This is a genomic window from Pseudomonas sp. SbOxS1, assembly GCF_013416725.1.
Taxonomy (GTDB): domain Bacteria; phylum Pseudomonadota; class Gammaproteobacteria; order Pseudomonadales; family Pseudomonadaceae; genus Aquipseudomonas.
This window is the reverse complement of the sequence record NZ_JAAVXC010000004.1, coordinates 336,844-354,851: the sequence shown is the minus strand read 5'-3', so window position 1 is coordinate 354,851 and position 18,008 is coordinate 336,844. Positions and strand designations below refer to the sequence as shown.

21 protein-coding genes are annotated in these 18,008 nt (G+C 61.3%); 11 read left to right on the top strand and 10 right to left on the bottom strand.

Annotated features, from left to right (window positions below; genetic code table 11):
* Positions 1-9: 9 nt before the first annotated feature.
* On the top strand, positions 10-1,242 hold the full coding sequence (locus tag HFK74_RS07850; protein ID WP_180203023.1) for a hypothetical protein: 1,233 nt from the start codon (positions 10-12) through the stop codon (positions 1,240-1,242).
* Between the two features lie 84 nt (positions 1,243-1,326).
* Here HFK74_RS07850 and HFK74_RS07845 read toward each other — a convergent pair whose 3' ends face one another.
* From HFK74_RS07845 to HFK74_RS07830, 4 genes are all read right to left on the bottom strand, one after another.
* Entirely contained in the window at positions 1,327-1,704 is a 378-nt protein-coding gene (locus HFK74_RS07845) for a DUF2892 domain-containing protein (RefSeq protein ID WP_180203022.1), read from the bottom strand.
* An 80-nt stretch (positions 1,705-1,784) separates the two neighbouring features.
* Positions 1,785-2,255 carry an RNA methyltransferase gene (locus tag HFK74_RS07840; protein WP_007911337.1) on the bottom strand — a complete coding sequence of 157 codons (471 nt, stop codon included), beginning with the start codon at positions 2,253-2,255 and terminating at the stop codon, positions 1,785-1,787.
* A 199-nt stretch (positions 2,256-2,454) separates the two neighbouring features.
* Positions 2,455-2,826, bottom strand: a complete 372-nt coding sequence (locus HFK74_RS07835; RefSeq protein WP_007944009.1) for a YajD family HNH nuclease — start codon at positions 2,824-2,826, stop codon at positions 2,455-2,457.
* A 48-nt stretch (positions 2,827-2,874) separates the two neighbouring features.
* Positions 2,875-3,561 (bottom strand): spermidine synthase, encoded by a 687-nt coding sequence (locus HFK74_RS07830; protein ID WP_046816779.1) that lies wholly within the window; start codon positions 3,559-3,561, stop codon positions 2,875-2,877.
* Between the two features lie 95 nt (positions 3,562-3,656).
* On the opposite strand from HFK74_RS07830, the gene HFK74_RS07825 reads away from it, so the two are divergent.
* Positions 3,657-3,947 carry a hypothetical protein gene (locus HFK74_RS07825; RefSeq protein ID WP_180203021.1) on the top strand — a complete coding sequence of 97 codons (291 nt, stop codon included), beginning with the start codon at positions 3,657-3,659 and terminating at the stop codon, positions 3,945-3,947.
* Here HFK74_RS07825 and HFK74_RS07820 read toward each other — a convergent pair.
* Together HFK74_RS07820 and HFK74_RS07815 are read right to left on the bottom strand one after the other, a co-directional pair.
* Positions 3,944-4,417, bottom strand: coding sequence for a cyclic nucleotide-binding domain-containing protein (locus HFK74_RS07820; protein ID WP_180203020.1), 474 nt, complete (start codon positions 4,415-4,417; stop codon positions 3,944-3,946). The genes HFK74_RS07825 and HFK74_RS07820 overlap by 4 nt on opposite strands.
* Before the next feature lie 193 nt (positions 4,418-4,610).
* On the bottom strand, positions 4,611-6,665 hold the full coding sequence (locus tag HFK74_RS07815) for a S9 family peptidase (protein ID WP_180203019.1): 2,055 nt from the start codon (positions 6,663-6,665) through the stop codon (positions 4,611-4,613).
* A gap of 304 nt (positions 6,666-6,969) precedes the next feature.
* Between HFK74_RS07815 and HFK74_RS07810 the strand changes: the two genes are divergently transcribed.
* The 3 genes from HFK74_RS07810 to HFK74_RS07800 are packed head-to-tail and all read left to right on the top strand — an operon-like array spanning position 6,970 to position 8,831.
* Positions 6,970-7,467 carry an MFS transporter gene (locus tag HFK74_RS07810; protein WP_180203018.1) on the top strand — a complete coding sequence of 166 codons (498 nt, stop codon included), beginning with the start codon at positions 6,970-6,972 and terminating at the stop codon, positions 7,465-7,467.
* Positions 7,468-7,500: 33 nt separating this feature from the next.
* Positions 7,501-8,277: a class II glutamine amidotransferase gene (locus tag HFK74_RS07805; protein WP_008056134.1), complete on the top strand. Its 777-nt coding sequence runs from the start codon at positions 7,501-7,503 to the stop codon at positions 8,275-8,277.
* 11 nt (positions 8,278-8,288) lie between these two features.
* On the top strand, positions 8,289-8,831 hold the full coding sequence (locus tag HFK74_RS07800) for a DUF2937 family protein (RefSeq protein ID WP_020797831.1): 543 nt from the start codon (positions 8,289-8,291) through the stop codon (positions 8,829-8,831).
* Between the two features lie 177 nt (positions 8,832-9,008).
* Here HFK74_RS07800 and HFK74_RS07795 read toward each other — a convergent pair whose 3' ends face one another.
* The gene (locus HFK74_RS07795) at positions 9,009-9,923 is read right to left on the bottom strand and encodes a LysR family transcriptional regulator (RefSeq protein ID WP_180203017.1); all 915 of its coding nucleotides are present in this window, start codon (positions 9,921-9,923) and stop codon (positions 9,009-9,011) included.
* Between the two features lie 147 nt (positions 9,924-10,070).
* On the opposite strand from HFK74_RS07795, the gene HFK74_RS07790 reads away from it, so the two are divergent.
* From HFK74_RS07790 to HFK74_RS07775, 4 genes are all read left to right on the top strand, one after another.
* Positions 10,071-11,357: an MFS transporter gene (locus HFK74_RS07790; RefSeq protein ID WP_180203016.1), complete on the top strand. Its 1,287-nt coding sequence runs from the start codon at positions 10,071-10,073 to the stop codon at positions 11,355-11,357.
* Between the two features lie 73 nt (positions 11,358-11,430).
* Positions 11,431-12,183 carry a 5-oxoprolinase subunit PxpA gene (locus HFK74_RS07785; RefSeq protein WP_180203015.1) on the top strand — a complete coding sequence of 251 codons (753 nt, stop codon included), beginning with the start codon at positions 11,431-11,433 and terminating at the stop codon, positions 12,181-12,183.
* Complete coding sequence (pxpB, locus tag HFK74_RS07780) at positions 12,180-12,884, top strand: 5-oxoprolinase subunit PxpB (protein ID WP_180203014.1); 705 nt, start codon at positions 12,180-12,182, stop codon at positions 12,882-12,884. The genes HFK74_RS07785 and pxpB overlap by 4 nt, the downstream gene beginning before the upstream one ends.
* On the top strand, positions 12,881-13,807 hold the full coding sequence (locus HFK74_RS07775; protein WP_180203013.1) for a biotin-dependent carboxyltransferase family protein: 927 nt from the start codon (positions 12,881-12,883) through the stop codon (positions 13,805-13,807). Before pxpB ends, HFK74_RS07775 begins: the two co-directional genes overlap by 4 nt.
* 107 nt (positions 13,808-13,914) lie before the next feature.
* Here the strand turns inward: HFK74_RS07775 and HFK74_RS07770 are convergent, their stop codons facing one another.
* Together HFK74_RS07770 and HFK74_RS07765 are read right to left on the bottom strand one after the other, a co-directional pair.
* Complete coding sequence (locus HFK74_RS07770) at positions 13,915-15,093, bottom strand: VWA domain-containing protein (RefSeq protein ID WP_046816791.1); 1,179 nt, start codon at positions 15,091-15,093, stop codon at positions 13,915-13,917.
* 18 nt (positions 15,094-15,111) lie between these two features.
* Positions 15,112-15,957: a MoxR family ATPase gene (locus HFK74_RS07765; protein WP_008055443.1), complete on the bottom strand. Its 846-nt coding sequence runs from the start codon at positions 15,955-15,957 to the stop codon at positions 15,112-15,114.
* A 218-nt stretch (positions 15,958-16,175) separates the two neighbouring features.
* On the opposite strand from HFK74_RS07765, the gene HFK74_RS07760 reads away from it, so the two are divergent.
* On the top strand, positions 16,176-16,406 hold the full coding sequence (locus HFK74_RS07760; protein ID WP_033047627.1) for a DUF4160 domain-containing protein: 231 nt from the start codon (positions 16,176-16,178) through the stop codon (positions 16,404-16,406).
* Positions 16,394-16,894, top strand: coding sequence for a DUF2442 domain-containing protein (locus HFK74_RS07755; RefSeq protein ID WP_180203012.1), 501 nt, complete (start codon positions 16,394-16,396; stop codon positions 16,892-16,894). Before HFK74_RS07760 ends, HFK74_RS07755 begins: the two co-directional genes overlap by 13 nt.
* Here HFK74_RS07755 and HFK74_RS07750 read toward each other — a convergent pair.
* Positions 16,891-17,967: a DUF748 domain-containing protein gene (locus HFK74_RS07750; protein ID WP_180203011.1), complete on the bottom strand. Its 1,077-nt coding sequence runs from the start codon at positions 17,965-17,967 to the stop codon at positions 16,891-16,893. The two genes, HFK74_RS07755 and HFK74_RS07750, sit on opposite strands and share 4 nt — an antisense overlap.
* Positions 17,968-18,008 lie beyond the last annotated feature (41 nt).

The window sequence follows — 18,008 nt, the reverse complement described above, 5'->3', positions numbered from 1 at the left end:
GGAGTGTGTATGGCTGTGGGATGGCGGCGGGCGCTGGCCGTTGGGTTATTGACCCTGAGTGCTCCCGTGTGGGCGGCGACGAAGAAGGTTGACCTGGATTACCACGTGCGCCTGTTGCCGCAAAGCGATCAGGCCGAGGTACGCCTGACCCTGGCCCAGGGCTCGGCAGTGCGCAGCCTGGATTTCGACCTCGGCGACGGCAGCCACTACAGCGATTTCAAGGCCGACGGCCAATGGCAGCTGACCGAAGGCAAGCAGGCCCGTGGTGTCTGGCGCCCGGCCCCCGACAAGTCCAGCCTGACCTACCGAGTACGCATCAGCCATGGCCGCAAGAGCGGCAGCTTCGACACGCGCATGACCCCGGCCTGGGCGCTGATGCGCGGCGACGATCTGGTGCCGGCCGCCAAACTCGATCAGCAGGACGGCGTCGAGCTGGTGTCACGCCTGGAATTCGAGTTGCCCAATGGCTGGCAAAGCGTGGAAACCGCCTGGCCGCGCATCGGCAAGAACAAGTTTCGCATCGATAATGTTTCCCGGTTGTTCGACCGGCCCACAGGCTGGATGCTGGCCGGTCACCTCGGTAGCCGGCGCACCCGATTGGGCGAAACCGAAGTCACTGTCACCTCGCCGCGGGGCCAGGGCATGCGGCGCATGGACGTGCTGACGCTGCTGACGTTTGTCTGGCCGCAGGTGCAAGCCGTGTTTCCTCGTCATCCGACCAAGTTGTTGATTGTCGGCGCCAACGATCCGATGTGGCGCGGCAGTCTGTCGGCGCATGAATCGATTTACCTGAATACCCGCCTGCCGCTGGTCAGTGAAAGTGGTACGAGCGCGTTGGTGCGCGAGTTGACCCAGGTATTCGGCCGCATCAACGACCAGCAGCGCAGCGACTGGATCAGCGAAGGGTTTGCCGAGTACTACGCCATCGAACTGGTGCGCCGGGCCGGGGGGATGAGTGACGAGCGGTATGAGGACCTGCACAGGAAGCTGGTCAAGGACAGCCAGAAAGTCACCAGTCTGCGCGGCGAGCAGATCAATGATGCGCAAGTGGCCAAGGCGGTGCTGTTGCTGCAGGAACTGGATCGCGAGATTCGCCTGAAGACCCGTAACAAGCGTTCGCTGGATGATGTGTTGCGCGGGGCGATGCGTTTGGGAAGCATTGATACCAAGGAATTCGTGCAGCTCAGTGAGAGCGTGATTGGCGAGTCGTCCAAAGTCCTTGATACCGGGTTGCTTCAATAATACCGCCTTCGCGGGCAAGCCTCGCTCCTACAGGTCCGTGGTAATCTTGTAGGAGCGAGGCTTGCCCGCGAAGAGGCCCTTGGATCAAACCCCGGTCTTAGGCGAATTCAAAGAATCATTCCCGGTCACCGTCGCGGTTTTGGTCGCCGCCTCGGCATTGGCTTTCAACCGGCTCAACTCTTCCCCTGCACGCTCGATCTTCGCCCGCACGTTGTTCATGTCCTGACGGCTTTTTTCCAGCAGGCTTTTCGCCGAGCTGTGGCCGGTGATGCCGCGGGCCAGGGCCACACCGCCGATGGCCACCTGAATCAGGCCGAACAGGCCGCCGCGACGCAAACCCTTGCCGACCATCACTACGCCGCCCGCCAGTGAGCCGATGCGTTCCCAACCATGGACGTTCTGCTCGGAAGCGCTCTGGAACGGGGTGGATTCGATACGTTCTACGCGTTTGAGTTCGCTCATGATCTGACTCCAGGCTTGGGTAATGGATAGATTAGGTGACTGCCGCAGCAGGCCACTTGTTCCATCGGATGTGCGGCGATTCAGCGGAATTTCGGTCCCGAGCGGGTGTTGAGGCCCTTGGCCATGCGGTCGTAGAGCACGACGTTGACCGTAGCAGCGAGGTTCATGCAGCCGGTGGTCGGGATGTAGACCACGTCTTCACACCAGTCACGGATCTCTTTGTCCAGCGAACCGTCTTCGGGGCCGAAGATGTACAGCGCGCGGTCCGGGTGGGTGTACTCCGGCAACGGCCGGGCGCCTTCGACCAGCTCCACGGCAACGGGTACGCAATTGAGGGGCAGGATTTTCTTCAGGTCGTCGATGCCGATCAGCGGGATGTCGTAATGGACACGCTTGGTATCGGTGACGAAGTCGGCGGCGCGCTCATAGCGCTTGCCGGTGTAGAACACCGACGCCACGCCATAACAGCCTGCGGCGCGCATCACCGAACCGACGTTCTCCGGTGATTTGGGGTTATACAAACCAATGCAGCTGTACCGTTTGTCTGCCACGAGCGGGGTGCCTTTGGGAAAAAAGCGCGATTATACGGGGTTTGGGGAGCTGCGGTCAGATCAGAGATTGGCGGTGCAGGCGCGGCCGCCATCGCCAGCAGGCTGGCTCCCACACCTGTGATCGGCGCCAGTCTGGTCACCTCGATCACTGTGGGAGCCAGCCTGCTGGCGATGGGGCCGGGTCAGGCAATGAAGATCTTCAGTCTTCTTTCTTCATCAACCCTGCCAACGCCGCAAACGGGTTATGCGTCGCCTTGGCGATTTTTGGCGTGCTCAGCGAGCCCTCGCCGAAATACTGCTGGTCGGTATAACGCGAGTGTTCGTTATCGTGGCAGTACAGGCACAACAATTCCCAGTTCGAGCCGTCCTGGGGGTTGTTGTCGTGGTTGTGGTCGCGGTGGTGCACGGTCAGTTCGCTCAGGCGCTTGCCGGAGAATTCACGGGCGCAGCGGCCGCACACGTGCGGGTACATCTTCAGGGCCTTGTCGCGGTAGCCCATTTCCTTGTCGCGCTGGTTGTCGGCGAGGATGCGGTCCAGCTTGGAAGTGTTGGTCGGGGTGGACGAACTCATGGGTTCACCTTTGTTGAATGACTAATGACGGTATACACGCAGTTTAGCTCAGCCCTTGAGCTTCTCGGCAATCCAGATGGTGTGGCGGGTGCCCTTGTTGCCGTGGGCGAAGACCTGCACTTCCTCGGCCTTGAAACCGGCTTTTTTCAGTTTGTCGGAAAACTGTCGGTCTGCGCTGGCCGACCAAACCGCCAGCACGCCCTTGGGGCGCAGGGCCTTGGCGCAGGCGCTCAGGCCCCCAGCGGAGTAGAGCCAGCTGTTGGCCCTCTGGGTCAGGCCTTCGGGGCCGTTATCGACGTCGAGCATGATCGCATCGAATCCTTGCGGCTCTGCCTGCAGGACCTTGGCCACGTCTTCCAGGCGGATCACCGTGCGCGGGTCTTGCAGCGGGTTGCCGGCTTTTTCGCCCAGCGGCCCGCGGTTCCACTCCACCACGCCGGGCACCAGTTCGGCGACCACCACTTCGGCGGACTTGCCCAGGTGCTTGAGCGCCGAGGCGAGGGTAAAGCCCATGCCCAGGCCCCCGATCAGCACCCGCGAGTTCGGACGGCCCGCGACCTTGCGGCAGGGGATCTCGGCCAGGGCATCCTCGGAGCCGTGCATGCGCGTATTCATCAATTGCCCGCCGTCACCGCCCTGGATCTTGATGACGAAATCCTCGCCGTACTCGAACAGGCACAGGGCACCGCCGTTCTCGGGAATAGGGGCGGTATCGAGTAGAACAAAACGTTTCATGGGGCTCACTTGAGGAAAAATGGCAGCACAGGGGAAGGCAAACGGGCGCAGTTGGGAGTAGCCTGCAAACGACTACCAGGCCAACGGAGCCATTGATGAAGCGCACTATTCTAACGGCCATTGCCCTGGCCGCGCTCTCGATAACTGCAGTGCCGGCCCAGCAACTGCAGACTACGCCGACCAGTCCAGCGCCAATGCCCGGTTCGCCGGGCACCGCTACACCCACGCCGTATCCGCAGATCAGTCCGGTACCGCTGCCGAAAGTGGGCCCGGGCAGTGGCGGCCCACCGCTGGTGCCGATCGAGAGGCCGAGCCCGCCGACCAAGGACCAGCCGGTGCCGGGGATCGAGCAGAACCCGCCGAAGGTCAAGTCGCCCGGCGGTTAAACCTGCTGCGACAGCAATTGCCCATCAACCATGCGCAAGCGTTTGGAGAGCGAGATGGCGAGGGCGCGGATGATCTTGGCGGCGATTTTCGGCGCGTCGTTGAGCATCTTTTCCAGCGAGTCCTTGCCCAGGTTGAGCAACTGGCAGTTGCTCGCGGCCACGCAACTGGCTGAACGTCGTTCGCCGTCGAGCACGGCCATTTCACCGAACGAGCGACCGCTGCGCAGCGTCGCGATCGTCACCTGCTGGCCGTCGCTGGCGGTCTTCTGCACCGCCACCTGGCCGGTGTGGATGATGCACATGAAGCTGCCGGCATCGCCCTCGTGGAAAATCTCTTCGCCCTGGGCAATGGTGCTGAGGTTGAAATAGCCCGAGGCAGCGGCGAATTCCGCCGGCAGCAGTTGGTTGAACAGGCCGCAGTCCATCAGCCAGTTGCGAATTTCGTTGTTCAGTAAGGTAGGTTCTGACATGTCGTGCGATCTTTATTGTTGTGTCTGTCTTCCGGGGTGTGGGAGGTCCCTGTAGGAGCGCGGCTTGCCCGCGAAGGCGATTTCACAGCCAACATTGAAGTTGAATGTTACGGCCTCTTCGCGGGCAAGTCGGAACGCCGCCCGCACGCTCCTACAAGTTCCTTCTTAAGACTGAGTCATCACGTCAAGTTCCTCAGGCAACACCCAATACCTTGAACAAAAATGCATATTCGAGCGCCACGTCACGCAATCCCTGGTATCGACCGCTCATCCCGCCATGCCCGGCGCCCAGTTCGGTCTTGAGCAGCAGCGGATTGCCGTCGGTCTTGGTGGCGCGCAGTTTCGCCACCCATTTGGCCGCTTCCCAGTACTGAACGCGGCTGTCGTTGTAGCCGGCGATCACCAGCAACGGCGGATAAGCTTGTGCTGTGATGTTTTCGTAAGGCGCGTAGGCCTTGATCCGCTCATGAACTTCCGGCTCTTGAGGATTGCCCCACTCGTCGTATTCAGTGACGGTCAATGGCAGCTCTGGGTCGAGCATGGTGTTGAGCACATCGACAAACGGCACTTCGGCAATCGCTGCGCCAAACAGCTGCGGGCGCTGGTTGAGCACCGCCCCGATCAGCAGGCCACCGGCACTGCCGCCGCTGATCGCCAGCTGTGGCGCGGTGGTCAAGCCATTGGCGATCAGGTGTTCGGCGCAGGCGATGAAGTCGCGGAAGGTGTTCTGCTTGTGCTCCTGCTTGCCGGCGCGATACCAGGCTTCGCCCAGTTCACCGCCGCCGCGCACGTGGGCGATGGCGAACGCCATGCCACGATCGAGCAGGCTCAGGCGGGCGTGGGAGAACCACGGGTCGAGGCTTTCGCCATAGGCGCCGTAGCCGTACAGGTAAAGTGGCACCGGCTTGCCGAGCGCTTCGCGCTTGACCACCAGGCTGATCGGCACTTGCGTGCCATCGGGCGCGGTGGCCCACAAGCGCTGGCTGACGTAGGCGTCGGCATCGAACGGGCCAAGCACCGGGGTTTGCTTGAGCACTTTCTGCTCGCCGCTGACCAGTTCCAGCTGGCGGATTTGCGCAGGACGGTTCAACGCTTCGTAGCGCAGGCGAATGCGTTCGCTGACGAATTCCAGGCTGTTCTGCACGTGCAGGCTGTAGGCCGCGTCCGGCAGTTGCACCCGATAGCTCGGCAGGTCCTGGGGGTGAACCTCGATCACCGGCAAACCGCCGACTCGCAGGCTCAGGGTCATGGCGCCGGCATTCAGGCTCATGCCATCGATCATCACCGTGTCGCTGTGGGGGATCAAGCTCTGCCAGTCGGCCTCGGCTGGCGCCACGCCGCGATCGATGGCGGTGTACAGGGCAAAATTGATGCCCTCGCGATTGGTGCGGATGAACCAGGTCCATTGGCCATCGAGCGCGCCGTGGTCCACGTCGTATTCATGGTTTTCCAGGCGTGGCGCTACGCAGGTAAAGGGCAGCTGTGGAAGGTTGGCGTCGAGCACCCAGACTTCGCTGGTGGTCTTGCTGCCCACGGACAGCAGCAATTGCTGTTCGGAGCTCGAACGGTAGCAGTGCATGAAGAAGCGGCCGTCCGTTTCATGGAACACTTCTTCGGCCGCCGTGCCGTCCAGGCGATAGCGCAACAGCTTGTGCGGGCGATGGGTGTCGTCCAGCTCGCCGAAAAACAGGGTGAGGCTGTCGTTGGCCCAGGTCATGCTGCCGTCGCAGTCCTGGAACTCCAGTTCACTGACGCGACCGTCGGACAGCTCCTTGACGAACAGCGTGTAGATTTCGTCGCCGGTGGAATCGATGCTGTAGGCCAGGCGCTGGTGATCGGGGCTGATGCTGAATGCGCCGAGGGAAAAGAAGCCGCCTTTGGCCAGTTCGTTAGGGTCCAGCAGCAGTTGTTCCTGGCTTTCGTCGAGCACCAGGCTGTCGTCGGCCGGGCGCGGGCAGCGGTAGTGGCGGGCGTATTCGTCACCCGCCGTGGTGCGCGTGTAGTACAGGTAGGGGCCCCAGGGCGAGGGCAGGGACAGGTCGGTTTCGAGAATCCGGCCCTTGATCTCCTCGAACAGGGTTTCACGCAACCCTGCCTGATCGGCGGTTTGCGCCTCCTGGTAACGGTTTTCAGCTTTCAGGTAGTCGAGCACCGCAGCGCTGTCGCGCTCCTGCAGCCAGGCGTACGGGTCTGATCCTTCGGCCTTGCGGGCAATCGGTGGCGTGATGGCGTTCGCGGATAAGGACATGAATGGCTCTCGAACAATGTACGAAACGGGGTTGATAACCTGTGGGAGCGAGCCTTTGTGGTGAGGGGATTTAGCGAAACGTCGCACCGTCCCGTTCGGCTGCGAAGCAGTCGCAAAACTAGTGCACGCGGTGTATCTGATACTCCGCTATTGCAGGTTTTGGGGCCGCTGCGCAACCCAACGGGGATAAATCCCCTCACCACAAAGGCTCGCTCCCACAGGTTCTGTGTCAGGTCCGACTGGCATTGAAGCAGCCTGATGGACGAAAAGCCGTTATCATAAGCGCCTCTTTGCCTGCCTTGCCATGGACACCATGACCGAGAACGACTATCTGATCGCTTGGGGCCTCTACGCCTTTGCCGCTTTGGGCTGCCTGCTGGTGTGGATGCGCATCACCCGCTGGATGTGGCGCTGGCTGCGCGAACCCCTGCGCCTGCTGGTGGCGGTGCTGCTGTTCAGCCCGACCATCATCGACCCGGTGAAGGAAAAAGTGGCCCCGGCCATTGCCATCACCGCTCTTGACCTGTTGTTCAAGGTCGGCAACAACGCGTGGCGGGCGATTTCCGACCTGTTCATGTACGGCATGATCGCTTTCGGTATCTACCTGGTGTTCGTGGCGATTCGTTTCGTCCTCGAGCGTGGCGCCAGGGCCCGCAAGGAACAGGCGGCCGCCGCCCAGGCCGCGATCCGTGCCGACGAGCCGGAAGAGGATCACCCCTTCGGCGGCGCCGGCGACGATCGCTACGGCCGTCCGCCGGTGCCGGGTAATCCCCAGCGGATGCGCGTCGAACCCCGTCTGTAACCGTGCCCCTGCCATAGAAGCGAGAGTTTGAACATGTGTGAGTTATTGGGCATGAGCGCCAATGTCCCGACCGATATCGTGTTCAGCTTCACCGGGCTGATGCAGCGCGGTGGGCGTACCGGGCCGCACCGGGATGGTTGGGGCATCGCTTTCTATGAAGGTCGCGGTTTGCGCCTGTTCCAGGACCCGGCGGCGAGCTGCGAGTCGGAAGTCGCGAACCTGGTGCAACGCTACCCGATCAAGAGCGAAGTGGTGATCGGGCATATCCGCCAGGCCAACGTCGGCAAGGTCTGCCTTTCCAACACCCATCCCTTCGTGCGCGAGTTGTGGGGGCGTAACTGGTGCTTCGCCCATAATGGCCAGCTGGCGGATCTGCAGCCCACGGCCAGCTTCTACCGCCCTGTTGGCGATACCGACAGCGAAGCGGCGTTCTGTGACTTGCTCAACCGTGTGCGGGCCGCGTTTCCCGAGCCCGTGGAGGTCGAAGAACTGCTGCCGGACCTGGTCGCTGCCTGCGCCGAATACCGCAGCAAGGGCGTGTTCAACTGCCTGCTCAGCGATGGCGACTGGCTGTTCTGCTACTGCTCGACCAAACTGGCGCAGATCACCCGTCGTGCCCCGTTCGGCCCGGCGCGCCTGAAGGACGTCGATGTGATCGTCGACTTCCAGGCCGAAACCACGCCCAACGATGTGGTGACGGTGATCGCCACCGAGCCCTTGACCGAAAATGAAACCTGGACCCGCTACGAGCCAGGCCAATGGAGCTTGTGGCGACGCGGTGAATGCGTCAGCCAGGGCCGCACCGAATAAGGATCTTCCCCATGTTGCTCAGTTATCTACGGCTGGTGTTGTTTGCGGCGGGCCTGTTGATCGGTGTCCAGGTGCCGGGGTTCATCAATGATTACGCCAAGCGGGTCGAAGCGCACCTGATTGAAGCGCAGGCCGGGCTGAGCGGGTTCCAGAACACGGCCAATCAATTCTTCAAGGGCGACATGCAGGCCCTGGTCGCCCACTATCGCGCCAGTGAAGACCCGATTTTTCGCAGCGACGCCGACAGCCTGGGCAACCTGCTGACTCGCCAGGTGGCACTGGACAAGCAGTTCCAGGCAATGCAAGGGCCGTGGTACATCCGCTTCCTGCAAGTGGTGTTGGCCGCGGACCCGGACATTCGCAAGGAAACCTGGAACGGCTACAGCTACCAGATCCTGTTGACCCCGGAGGCGATGATCTGGGGCATGAGCGGCGCGTTGCTGCTGTCGTTCGGGATCGAGTGCCTGTTCCGCCTGATCGATTGGGTGGTGTTGGGCGGCAAGCGCCTGCGCCAGAGCCGGCCGATCGAAGAGCGGGATTTACGCGGGTTGTAACGTGGCGAGGGGATTCCTGTGGTGAGGGGATTTATCCCCGTTGGGCTGCGAAGCGGCCCCAAAACCTGCAACAGAGGAATATCAGATACACCGCATACACTGGCTTTGCGACTGCTGCGCAGCCGAACGGGGATAAATCCCCTCGCCACAAAAATCCTCTCACCACACAGTATGCGATCAGTCGGCCAAGGTAATGTAATTCTCACCCACCCGACGCGCATACCCCTCCAGCACCTGCTGGCACAACGTCACGATCTCCTCGACCCATTCCACGCCCACCCGCCACGACACCACCACTTGCAGGTCCGGTGGTCGCTGGTCGATATCCAGCAAGGTCAATTCACCCCGAGCCAGTTCCTCCGCCACCAGCACCGGCGGCAAGGCACCGATGCCAAAGCCGTCACGCAGCAACCGGGTGATCGCCGAGACCGAGTTCACGCAGTTCAGCCGTGGCGCCAGCACGCCGTTGGCCTGCATCAGGGCGAGCACTTCCTGATGCGGGTGGGAGTTTTTCGAGTAGGTAATGATCCGCTCGTTCGCCAGGTCCGCGATGCCTGAGTAGTCGCGGTTGTAGAGCGAATTGCTGGCGACGATCCAGCCCATGGGGTGGCTGGCCAATTCCAGGCTGCGCACGCTTTCCTGGCGCAGCAGATCGGTTTGCAGGATTACATCGAGAAAGCCTTTTTGCAGCTGATCGCAGAGGTTGAGCGAGGTATCGGCCACCAGTTCGATTTCCACCAGCGGGTAGTGATCGGTCATCTGCGCCACCAGCGGGCTCAGCCAGGTGTGGATCACCGTGTCCATCACACCGATGCGCACGCGCCCGGCCTTGCTTGAACGGGTCTCGATCGACTGCTTGAGCGCCTGCATGGTGTCCATCATCTGCTCGGCGTATTCGAGCACTTTCAAGCCTTCCGGCGTCAGGCTCACACCGCGCGAGTCGCGCAGGAACAGCTTCACCCCAAGCTCGCCTTCGAGCACGGCGATGCGGCTGGAAATCGACGCCTGGGTGGTGAAAAGCTTGTCGGCGGTGAGGCGGAAACTCTTGAGCCGGGCGACCCAGACGAATGTCTCGAGAAACTTCAGGTTCATGTGATCAAGTTTTTCTTATGGCTAGGGCGGGTTTTTATTAGTTGGACGCAGAGGGCTGGCGCGTCCAAGAATCGACACATCCGGTTCCCACGATAGGCGTCGTCGGGGCTCAGAACAATACCAATAAAACCAGCGCGGAGATTTGCCATGAGTGCGCCCGACACCACCGCCATTCCGAAAGCCACGGCTCGCCCGGGACCTTTCGATTGGTATCGCAACATCAATCAGCAGGAACGCCGCACCTTCTGGAGCTGCAAGATCGGCTATGGCCTGGATGGCATGGACACCCAGATGCTCAGCTTCGTGGTGCCGACCCTGATTGCCATGTGGGGCATCACTACCGGCCAGGCGGGGCTGATCCACACCAGCACGCTGATCGCTTCGGCCATTGGTGGCTGGGTGGCGGGGATTCTCTCCGACCGCATCGGCCGTGTGCGCACCTTGCAACTGACCGTGCTGTGGTTTGCCTTCTTCACCTTCCTTTGCGGTTTCGCCCAGAGCTACGAGCAACTGCTGATTGCGCGGACCCTGATGGGCTTCGGTTTTGGCGGCGAATGGACCGCCGGCGCGGTGCTGATCGGCGAAGTGATCCGCGCCCAGGACCGCGGCAAGGCCGTGGGCATGGTGCAATCGGGCTGGGCGCTGGGCTGGGGCCTGACCGCGATCCTGTACGCGCTGCTGTTCTCGATCATGCCGCCGGAAGATGCCTGGCGCGCACTGTTCATCCTCGGCATCGTGCCGGCGATTTTCGTGATCTTCGTTCGCCGCCTGGTCAAGGACCCGGAAATCTACCGCGAAGCCAAGGCCAAGGAGGCCCCAAGCAATCCGTCGAAGTTCTACGAGATCTTCGCCCCCGGCATGCTCTTCACCACCATTCGCGCTTCGCTGCTGACCACCGGTGCGCTGGGCGGTTACTACGCGATTACGTCCTGGCTGCCGACCTTCCTGAAGAACGAACGCGGCTTGAGCGTACTCGGCACTGGCGGTTATCTGGCGATGGTGATCGTCGGTTCCTACGTCGGTTATGTCATCAGCGCCTATTTGACCGACATCCTCGGTCGCAAGAAGAACTTCATCCTGTTCGCCGTCGGCTCGTTCACCATCGTGCTGCTGTACACCCAATTGCCGGTCAGTAACGGCGTGATGCTGTGGCTGGGCTTCCCACTGGGCTTCTTCGCCTCGGGGATTTTCAGCGGCATGGGTTCGTTCCTGACCGAGCTGTTTCCAACGCGGATTCGCGGTTCGGGCCAAGGCTTTTGCTACAACATCGGTCGGGCGCTGGCGGCGTTGTTCCCGCTGCTGATCGGCCTGCTCAGCCAGACCGTGCCGCTGAGCGTGGGGATCGGTGCCTTTGCGGCGGTGTCCTACGGCGTGGTGATCCTCGCCGCCCTGAGTTTGCCGGAAACCCGTGGCAAGCAACTCGACGCCCAGTAACTGATAACCTGCGGGCATGTCCTACGGATATGTCCGGCAGCTAAAAAGAATAAAGCCTACAGGAGTGTTCATCGTGAGCCGCCTGCTATTGAACTGCGACATCGGCGAGAGTTTCGGTAACTGGACCATGGGTCTGGACGCGGAGGTCATGCCCTTCATCGATTGCGCCAACATCGCCTGCGGTTTCCATGCCGGCGACCCGAGCATCATGCGCAAGACCGTCAGCCTGGCCCTCAGCCACGGTGTGCAGATCGGCGCGCATCCGGCCTATCAGGACCTGGTCGGTTTTGGCCGCCGCTCCATGGCCTATACCGCCCAGGAGCTGCAGGACATCCTGCATTACCAGATCGGCGCCCTCGACGGCATCTGCCGGGCCCAGGGCGGGCGGGTCAGCTACGTCAAACCCCACGGCGCGATGTACAACGACATGATGGCCAACCCCGCGCAACTGCGCGCCGTACTGCAAGCGGTGGCGTCCTATGATCGCAGCCTGCCGTTGATGCTGATGGCCACCCGCGACAACAGTGCCGCGCAGCAGTTGGGCGAAGAGTACGGCGTGACCCTGTGGTTCGAGGCTTTCGCCGACCGCGCATACGACAGCGCCGGCATGCTGGTCTCGCGGCAACTGCCGGGGGCGGTGCATCACGAGCCGGAAAAAATTATCGAGCAGGCGTTGATCATTGCCCGTGGCGATCACCTCACCGCCAATGACGGCAGCGCCTTGCACCTGCAGGCCAACACCCTGTGCGTGCACGGCGACAATGCCAGTTCGGTGGCCGCCGTGCGGCGCATTCGTGATGCCTTGAATCAGCAGGGCGCGTCATGAAACTGCGGGTAGAAGTGGTCGCGCTCGATTGCCTGATGGTGCGTCTGTTCGATGAAATCGCCGAAGCCAACATGCCATGGATGCTCGCCGCCAGTGAAAGTCTGCGGGCGGCGTTTGGTGAACACCTGATCGACCTGGTGCCGTCCTACACGACCTTGATGGTGCATTACGACCTGACCGCGTTGAGCCCGACCCAGGCCCAGGAATTGATTGCCCAGGCACTGATCGACCTGTCGCCTAATGCACGCACCCGTGGCAAATGCCATGTGCTGCCGGTGTGGTACGACTTGAGTGTCGGCCCGGAGCTGAGCTTGTTGGCGCAACGCAGCGGGCTGGCGGTGGACGAGGTGATTCGCCGTCATAGCGAGCGCGAGTATCAGGTGTTCGCCCTGGGCTTCGCACCGGGGTTCGCGTTCATGGGCCTGGTGGAAGAAGTACTCGCCGCACCGCGCCTGAGCACACCGCGCAAGAAAGTCGCCGCCGGCAGTGTCGGTATCGCCGAGCGGCAGACGGCCGCCTATCCGGTGGTATCGCCCGGTGGCTGGAACCTGATCGGTCGCACACCGGCCAAATTGTTCGACCGTAACCGTGACGGCTACAGCCTGATGCAACCGGGCGACACCGTGCGTTTCGAAGCGGTCGGCCATGCCGAATTCATCAACCTGGGCGGTGACGATACGCCATTGGAGGCGCAGGCATGAGCCGTCTGACGATTGAAGCGAGCACACCGCTGTGCCTGTTGCAGGACGCCGGCCGTTTCGGCGTGCGGCATCTGGGCGTGACCCAGGGCGGCGCGGCTGATTGGCGTTCGATGTCCTGGGCCAACTGGTTGCTGGGTAACGGGCTGGATGCACCGGTGATCGAAATCACCCTCGGCGGGTTCACCGTGGTGGCGCAAGACGATTGCGTACTGGCGTTTGCCGGGGCCGATCTGGGGGCGAAGGTGGACGGCGAGCCGCTGGCGCCGTGGCGCAGCTTCAGGCTGCAAAAGGGCCAGCAATTGCAATTCACCCAGCCACTGCTCGGCGCCCGGGCCTACTTGGCCGCGCCGGGTGGCTTCGATGCGCCGAAAGTCCTGGGCAGCAGCGCGACGGTGGTTCGTGAGGAACTCGGCGGCCTGGATGGCATGGGGCGTGCGTTGGATAAAGGCGCAAGTTTGAGCTATTCGGGCAATTCGGTGATGTTGCTGCGCGAATTGAGCGCAGAACAGCGCCCGGACCTGAAGCTTGATACGCCGTTGGACCTGGTGCTCGGTGCGCAGATAGGTGAGTTCAGCGGGCAGAGTCTGTTCGATGCGTTCAACAGCGTGTGGAGCCTCGACAGCCGTGCCGACCGCATGGGTATTCGCCTGTTGGGTACGGCATTGCAGTACCAGGGCAAGCCGATGATTTCCGAAGGCATTCCATTGGGCGCTGTGCAGGTGCCGCCGGACGGGCAGCCGATTGTGCTGCTCAATGACCGGCAGACCATTGGCGGTTATCCGCGGTTGGGGGCGTTGACGCCGTTGGCACTGGCGCGGTTGGCGCAGTGCCTGCCGGGGGCGCAGGTGCGGTTGCGGCCGGTGGTGCAGGAGGTTGCGCATCGCGAGCAGGTCGAGTATTTGCAGCGGTTTTTGAACCGATAAAAGCTTCGCGGGCAAGCCCGCTCCTACAGGTTCAGTGCACGGCGCATGCACACCGAGACCTGTGGGAGCGGGCTTGCCCGCGATGGCGCCAGTCCAGACAACCGAGATTATTTGGAAAGAAACCGCATCCCTTCCTCAAGCCCCCGCAACGTCAGCGGATACATCTGGTCCTCAATCAAATCCCGCACGATATTGGTCGACGAGGTATAGCCCCAGGTATCTTTCGGGTACGGGTTGATCCAGATGAGCTTCTTGTACTTCTCCTTGAACCGCTGCATCCACACATAGCCGGCTTCTTCGTTCCAGTGCTCGACGCTGCCGCCCGGTTGGGTGATTTCGTAGGGCGCCATGGCGGCGTCACCGATGAAGATCACCTTGTAGTCGGCCCCGTACTTGTGCAGCAGGTCCATGGTCGAGGTGCGCTCGGAGGTGCGGCGCATGTTGTTCTTCCACACCGATTCATAAATGAAGTTGTGGAAGTAGAAGTACTCCAGATGCTTGAACTCGGTCTTGCACGCCGAGAACAGCTCCTCGCAGATCTTCACGTGGGCGTCCATCGAGCCGCCGATGTCGAACAGCAGCAACAGCTTGACGGTGTTGCGCCGTTCCGGACGCATCTGGATGTTCAGCAGCCCGGCATCCTTGGCGGTGTGGTCGATGGTGCCATCGATATCGAGTTCTTCGGCGGCACCCTGGCGGGCGAATTTGCGTAAGCGGCGCAGGGCAACCTTGATGTTGCGCGTGCCCAGCTCGACCGAGTCATCGAGGTTCTTGTATTCGCGCTGGTCCCAGACTTTCACGGCCTTGCCCTGGCGCTTGCCGGCATCGCCAACCCGAATGCCTTCCGGGTTGAAGCCGCCGGAACCGAACGGGCTGGTACCACCGGTGCCGATCCACTTGTTGCCGCCGGCATGGCGTTCCTTCTGTTCTTCCAGGCGTTTCTTGAATTCCTCGATCAGCTTGTCCAGGCCGCCAAGGGACTGGATCGCCGCCCGTTCTTCATCGGTCAGGGAGCGTTCGAATTCCTTGCGCAGCCAGTCTTCCGGAATCAACGCCTGCAGGTGATCGTCGAGCTTTTCCAGGCCATTGAAGTAGGCCCCGAAGGCCCGGTCGAACTTGTCGAAATGCTTTTCGTCCTTCACCAGGATCGCCCGGGACAAGTAATAGAACTCGTCCATGTCGGCGAAGGTCACGCGCTGTTTAAGCGCGTTGATCAGGTCCAGCAGCTCGCGCACCGAGACCGGTACCTTGGCTGCACGCATTTCATTGAACAGATTGAGCAGCATGGCATTTGCCCCAGATGATCAACGACTGCCGCGACGGCTCATGAACGCCAGGCGCTCAAGCAGTTGCACGTCCTGTTCGTTCTTCACCAGGGCGCCTGCCAGTGGCGGAATGGCCTTGGTCGGATCGCGTTCGCGCAGCACCGCTTCGCCGATGTTGTCGGCCATCAGCAGCTTCAGCCAGTCCACCAACTCGGAGGTCGAAGGCTTCTTCTTCAGGCCCGGAACCTTGCGCACGTCGAAGAACACGTCCAGCGCTTCGCTGACCAGGTCTTTCTTGATGTCCGGGTAGTGCACGTCGACGATCCGCTGCATCGTGGTGCGATCCGGGAACGCGATGTAGTGGAAGAAGCAGCGGCGCAGGAAGGCGTCCGGCAGCTCTTTCTCGTTGTTGGAGGTGATGATGATGATCGGGCGCTTCTTGGCCTTGATGGTCTCGTCGATCTCGTAGACGTAGAACTCCATCTTGTCGAGTTCTTGCAACAGGTCGTTGGGGAACTCGATGTCGGCCTTGTCGATTTCATCGATCAGCAGGATCACCCGCTCCTCGGACTCGAACGCTTCCCAGAGCTTGCCCTTCTTCAGGTAGTTGCGAACGTCGTGGACCTTTTCCGTGCCCAGCTGCGAGTCGCGCAGGCGGCTGACCGCGTCGTACTCGTACAGGCCCTGATGAGCCTTGGTGGTGGATTTGATGTGCCAGGTGATCAGCTTGGCGCCAAAGGAGTCGGCCAGTTGCTCGGCGAGCATGGTCTTGCCGGTGCCTGGTTCGCCCTTGACCAGCAGCGGCCGCTCCAGGGTGATGGCGGCGTTGACCGCCAGCTTAAGGTCATCGGTGGCGACGTAGGCCTGGGTGCCTTCGAACTTCATCTGCTAATCCTCGAACGGTAACGCCGGCCTGAGCGAGGCAGGGCGCGGGGTGCAATAAAAGGTGCAATAAAATGGTCAGGCCTGACTATAACGCGGTGGCCGGTCGACTGTGAACGCAGACGGCTTATTCAGTCTCTGAATGGAGCGTCACATCTTGACTCAGTCTCGGCGGCTGGCCAGTATTGAGCTATCGCCATAATGGCGATAGCTTGCCGGGCATGTCTACCAAATATCGATTTCGAGATACGTATCGCATTCAACTGCGCGAGAAAGATCATCCACCGCCCCACGTTCATCTGACCGGTGGCGGGCTGGATGTCATGCTGAGCCTGGAAACCGTCGAAGTAATGGTGGGCAAGGCACCGCCGCTGATTATCAAGGAAGCGCTGGAGTGGGTCAGGGCCCATCAGGTGCAATTGCTGGAGGATTGGAAACGATGTTACCCATGAAGCGACCACGACTATCGGCAGTGGAAGTATTGCCGGACTATCGGCTGGCGCTGACGTTCATCGATGGTCAACGACTGACCCTGGACCTGAGTCGCGACCTGCAGGCCTTTGCGGGCTTGCAACCCCTGCTGGGAAGCGCTTTCGAGGGGGCCGCTCTGGGGGATGACGGCTGGTGTGTGGAGTGGCCTGAGCAGGACATCCAGATCGGTGCCGACACCTTGTACCTGGATGCGCTTGCGCAAAACGCTTCGGACGAAAATACCCGGATCTTCATCGACTGGCGTGCTCGCACCGGATTGCCGCTCAATCAGGCCGCCGAGGCGCTGGGGGTCAGCGCCCGCAGTATCAGCCGCTACAGCAGTGGTCGCGAGGCGGTACCGCGCTCACTGGCCCTGGCCTGCCTGGGATGGGACTTCTTGCAACAGCAAGCAAATCCGCCACGGGCAGCCGAAGAAACCGGGCGCTACACCGTCACGCGCAAACGTTAACCGGCATCCGGCTTGGGTCGTTCATATTGTGCATTGAATGCCTGGATGAAACCATTGCGTAAAATCTGCAAAAACGCCTCGAACGCGCTGATATCTTTTTGATGGACGTTGCCGCGTAGCTCGACCCGGGTGGCAAACTGGTTCTTGGCCTGGTTTTTCAGCACGGTTTCGGAACCGCCGACGAGAGCCTCCCAGATGGAACGAAAAATCCCTTTGTCCTTGTTTTCCACATCCTGTTGCCAGTTGAACACATCGACATCCCTGAGCAGCGGTTTGATATAACCGGTCAATCTGGCTTTTTTCGCCTCGGCTTCGATGACCACATCGCCGTGGCCGGCATTGAAGTCGAACTTGCCATAGGCCGAAGCGAAGTCGTTCATGCGTTTGAGCTGAATGTCCCGGGCCCGCATGCGAAACTCGAAATCCTCGAAATTGCTCAGTGGATCGAACGTGGCCGTGGTTTCCAGGGGGGCGTGCCCCAGCAGCAGCGCCTTGCCTTCGAAGCGGGCGTCGCGCTTGCCTTTGGAGTCGACCACGTTGGTCAGGTTGTAGATGTTCAGGTCGACCTTGGTGGCATTCATGTTCACCTGTGGTTTGGAGTTGAAGTTGCGAAAACTGATCTTGCCATCGTCGATCTGCACTTCGTTGAGGGTGATCGGCAGCAATTTACCCAGTTGGGCGCGCCAGTCGGTGCCTTCGCCGGTTTGCGAGTTTTTCTTGTTGGCCCCGCCGTCGACGAAGTTGACCTCAGGCTTGACGAACTTCACTTCGGCGACCACCGCGTGGTCGTACCATAGGGAATGCCAGCTGACCGAGAGGTCGATCAGCGGCGCACTGACGAAGGGAACAGGCACCTTGCCCTCGACCTTGACGATTTTCAGGCCGTTGATCTTGTAGGCACCGCGCCACAGGGCCAGGTCCACGTCGGCAATCTGGCCACGGTAATCGCCCATGTTCGCCAGCCGGTCGTTGAGGTAGTCGCGCACCAGGTAGGGCAGGGCGAAGTGCAGGGTAACCAGCAGCACAACGAGGCCGGCAAAGCTCCACAACGGCCAGCGGTATCGACGTTTCATGGCGGTAATTCTCTGGCGTTCTAAAGCCATTGACTGCGCTC

Excerpts from the sequence above, each read along its gene's own strand:
- HFK74_RS07755 (WP_180203012.1), top strand. The coding sequence starts at position 16,394 with ATGTTACCCATGAAGCGACCACGACTATCGGCAGTGGAAGTATTGCCG.
- HFK74_RS07770 (WP_046816791.1), bottom strand. The coding sequence starts at position 15,093 with ATGCTGCTCAATCTGTTCAATGAAATGCGTGCAGCCAAGGTACCGGTC.
- HFK74_RS07810 (WP_180203018.1), top strand. The coding sequence starts at position 6,970 with ATGGACACCATGACCGAGAACGACTATCTGATCGCTTGGGGCCTCTAC.
- HFK74_RS07825 (WP_180203021.1), top strand. The coding sequence starts at position 3,657 with ATGAAGCGCACTATTCTAACGGCCATTGCCCTGGCCGCGCTCTCGATA.
- HFK74_RS07795 (WP_180203017.1), bottom strand. The coding sequence starts at position 9,923 with ATGAACCTGAAGTTTCTCGAGACATTCGTCTGGGTCGCCCGGCTCAAG.
- HFK74_RS07790 (WP_180203016.1), top strand. The coding sequence starts at position 10,071 with ATGAGTGCGCCCGACACCACCGCCATTCCGAAAGCCACGGCTCGCCCG.
- HFK74_RS07845 (WP_180203022.1), bottom strand. The coding sequence starts at position 1,704 with ATGAGCGAACTCAAACGCGTAGAACGTATCGAATCCACCCCGTTCCAG.
- HFK74_RS07850 (WP_180203023.1), top strand. The coding sequence starts at position 10 with ATGGCTGTGGGATGGCGGCGGGCGCTGGCCGTTGGGTTATTGACCCTG.
- HFK74_RS07835 (WP_007944009.1), bottom strand. The coding sequence starts at position 2,826 with ATGAGTTCGTCCACCCCGACCAACACTTCCAAGCTGGACCGCATCCTC.
- pxpB (WP_180203014.1), top strand. The coding sequence starts at position 12,180 with ATGAAACTGCGGGTAGAAGTGGTCGCGCTCGATTGCCTGATGGTGCGT.
- HFK74_RS07830 (WP_046816779.1), bottom strand. The coding sequence starts at position 3,561 with ATGAAACGTTTTGTTCTACTCGATACCGCCCCTATTCCCGAGAACGGC.
- HFK74_RS07750 (WP_180203011.1), bottom strand. The coding sequence starts at position 17,967 with ATGAAACGTCGATACCGCTGGCCGTTGTGGAGCTTTGCCGGCCTCGTT.
- HFK74_RS07800 (WP_020797831.1), top strand. The coding sequence starts at position 8,289 with ATGTTGCTCAGTTATCTACGGCTGGTGTTGTTTGCGGCGGGCCTGTTG.
- HFK74_RS07805 (WP_008056134.1), top strand. The coding sequence starts at position 7,501 with ATGTGTGAGTTATTGGGCATGAGCGCCAATGTCCCGACCGATATCGTG.
- HFK74_RS07815 (WP_180203019.1), bottom strand. The coding sequence starts at position 6,665 with ATGTCCTTATCCGCGAACGCCATCACGCCACCGATTGCCCGCAAGGCC.
- HFK74_RS07765 (WP_008055443.1), bottom strand. The coding sequence starts at position 15,957 with ATGAAGTTCGAAGGCACCCAGGCCTACGTCGCCACCGATGACCTTAAG.
- HFK74_RS07775 (WP_180203013.1), top strand. The coding sequence starts at position 12,881 with ATGAGCCGTCTGACGATTGAAGCGAGCACACCGCTGTGCCTGTTGCAG.
- HFK74_RS07820 (WP_180203020.1), bottom strand. The coding sequence starts at position 4,417 with ATGTCAGAACCTACCTTACTGAACAACGAAATTCGCAACTGGCTGATG.
- HFK74_RS07760 (WP_033047627.1), top strand. The coding sequence starts at position 16,176 with ATGTCTACCAAATATCGATTTCGAGATACGTATCGCATTCAACTGCGC.